4 protein-coding genes are annotated in these 1860 nt (G+C 72.7%); all 4 read left to right on the top strand.

All coding sequences use genetic code 11. The features are described from left to right. A partial coding sequence (locus SZN_RS36925) for a LuxR C-terminal-related transcriptional regulator (protein WP_007506337.1) occupies positions 1-401 on the top strand: 401 nt, incomplete at its 5' end. 62 nt (positions 402-463) lie between these two features. After that, a complete protein-coding gene (locus tag SZN_RS36920) occupies positions 464-982 on the top strand; it encodes a hypothetical protein (RefSeq protein WP_007506336.1) in 519 nt (172 codons plus the stop codon). A gap of 114 nt (positions 983-1096) precedes the next feature. Continuing rightward, a complete protein-coding gene (locus SZN_RS36915; protein ID WP_007506335.1) occupies positions 1097-1294 on the top strand; it encodes a hypothetical protein in 198 nt (65 codons plus the stop codon). A 352-nt stretch (positions 1295-1646) separates the two neighbouring features. Then, the coding region (locus SZN_RS43085; protein ID WP_244313499.1) for a transposase at positions 1647-1860 on the top strand (214 nt) is incomplete at its 3' end.

The following is a 1860-nucleotide window of genomic DNA, read 5'->3' as shown; positions in this document are numbered from 1 at the left end:
ACACCGCCGGGGACACCGCCGCCGCCCGCCGCCTGCTCGCCCACTGCCTCACCGAGGCCCGGCGCGAGCGGCTGCGGCGCCCGTTCCTGGAGGCGGGCGGCTGGGCTGCCCCCTACCTGGGCGCGGCGCCCCTGCGGACCCTGGCCGCGGGCTGGCTGGTGCCCGGCCCGCCGGGACCGGCGGCCGCGCCCGTGGCGCAGCCGCTCGTGGAACCGCTCAGCGGACGCGAGCGGGACGTCCTCGAACGGCTGGCCCGGATGATGTCGACGCAGGACATCGCCGCCGATCTGTACGTCTCCGTGAACACGGTGAAGACCCACCTCAAGAGCGTCTACCGCAAGCTCTCGGTCAACCGCCGCAACGAGGCGGTGCGCCGGGCCCGCGAGCTGGACCTGCTGTGACGACCCCTCCCTTCCGGGGCCCCGGTGTGCCGGGGCCGCGGCGCCCCTACCGAGAGGTGCGCATGAGCGGCGACGACCCTTCCACCGCGCGCGAGCGCGGGGCGCCGGCCAGGACCCGCGCCGACTACACCGGCGGCGTCTACGGCTCCATGCTCGCCGCGTCGGTCGTGATCGGCGTCGCCGCGCAGGCGTCGTACAGCCGGGCGGAGCTGGTGCTGCTGCTCCTGCTGACCGGACTGGTCTTCTGGGCGGCCCATGTGCACGCCCAGCTGTTCGGGGCGCGGCTGGCCCAGCACCCGCTGAACCGGGCCACCGTGCTGCACGTGCTGCGCGAGGAGTGGCCCATCGTCAAGGCGGCCGTCCCGCCGGCCCTCGCCGCGGCCGTCAGCCCGCTGTTCGGCCTCGACCTCTCGGGCACCGCGTGGCTCGCGCTGTCCGTGGCGGTCGCCGGCCAGGTGGGCTGGTCGGTCGCGGCGGCCGCGCGGGCCGGGGCCACCCGGCGGCTGCTCCTCCTCAGCGCCACGGTGAACCTGCTGCTCGGCCTGCTGATCATCCTCGTCAAGCTCGTCATCACGCACTGACCGGCGGCTCGGGACGCGTCCGGGTCACCTGCGCCGGGTGAGGTGCGGGCGCCCCCCGCGGCGCGAGGATGGGCACAGCAGGTCTGCCAACGTCGGCCGGCGGGAGAGCAGCAGATGCGCTACGAGATCCGCGTCCAGGGGCACGTGTCCGAGACACTGGCCAAGCTCTTCCCGGAACTGGATCACGTGGTGATGTCCGGCCAGACGGTGCTGTACGGGCCCGTCGTCGACGAGGCCCACCTGTACGGCCTGCTGGCCCGCTGCCAGTCGCTGGGCCTGCGGGTCGTGGAGATGCGGCAACTGCCCGAGTGAGCGGTCCCTCGCGGGGTGATCAGCGGGGCTGGGACATCCGCTTCGCTCATACCTGAATTCCTTCCTCCCCCTAGTGCTGTGACCGGGAACAGCGCGACTCCGGCACAGACCGTCGTGAGGCCGGCCGACTTCTGGGGTTGCGCGCTCACGGCACCACCTCCGAGGCAGGGCCCGGCCGGCGCGGCGCAGTTGCACCGACCAGGACTGTCAGAAGCTGTTGTCTTTTCGATCTTGAGCGGTGGCGGTCGAACGCGGGTTCCCGGTCGGGTGATTCTGCGGTGGTGAGGGCATGAGGAAGGGGCCTCCTGAACAGCTCGTGGGTGTCGAATCCATAGAGCAACAGGAGGCCCCTGTGCTGCAGTCTTCCGTGTCGATGGTCGGGCAGTCCAACTCGGCCGCTCCATCGTGTGATTGCCTCGCGCACGTGTACGGCAACGCGGCTGACCGACCTGAACGGCAGCGCCGGTACCCGACGGACATGACGGACGGGGAGTGGGCCGAGGTCCGGCCGCTGCTGCCGGTGCCGGGCTGGATGCGCGGGCGGGGCGGCCGGCCGGAAGGGTATT

The organism is Streptomyces zinciresistens K42 (genome assembly GCF_000225525.1).
Taxonomy (GTDB): domain Bacteria; phylum Actinomycetota; class Actinomycetes; order Streptomycetales; family Streptomycetaceae; genus Streptomyces; species Streptomyces zinciresistens.
The sequence above is the reverse complement of the archived record's forward strand: the minus strand, read 5'-3'. Positions and strand labels throughout refer to the sequence as shown.